General features: G+C 49.0%; 2 tRNA genes. Both read left to right on the forward strand.

Features of this window, described 5'->3' with window-relative positions:
- The first annotated feature begins 40 nt into the window (after positions 1-40).
- A tRNA-Val gene (locus AACW87_RS17475) sits at positions 41-116 on the forward strand.
- A gap of 23 nt (positions 117-139) precedes the next feature.
- Positions 140-215: transfer RNA gene (locus AACW87_RS17480), tRNA-Lys, on the forward strand.
- The last annotated feature ends 36 nt before the right edge of the window (positions 216-251 follow it).

Genomic DNA, 251 nt, shown 5'->3' on the forward strand with positions numbered 1-251 from the left:
TTCGAATCCAGCACGACCCACCATCATTTCAAGAATCCCAGGTCGTTTAGCTCAGCTGGGAGAGCACCTCCCTTACAAGGAGGGGGTCACTGGTTCGATCCCAGTAACGACCACCAGTTTGTAAAAAAATGATTTAGATGGGTCGTTAGCTCAGTCGGTAGAGCAGTTGACTTTTAATCAATTGGTCGCTGGTTCGAATCCAGCACGACCCACCATCATTTCAAGAATCCCAGGTCGTTTAGCTCAGCTGG

The sequence above is a fragment of the Aeromonas sp. MR7 genome (assembly GCF_963899385.1).
GTDB lineage: Bacteria > Pseudomonadota > Gammaproteobacteria > Enterobacterales > Aeromonadaceae > Aeromonas > Aeromonas bestiarum.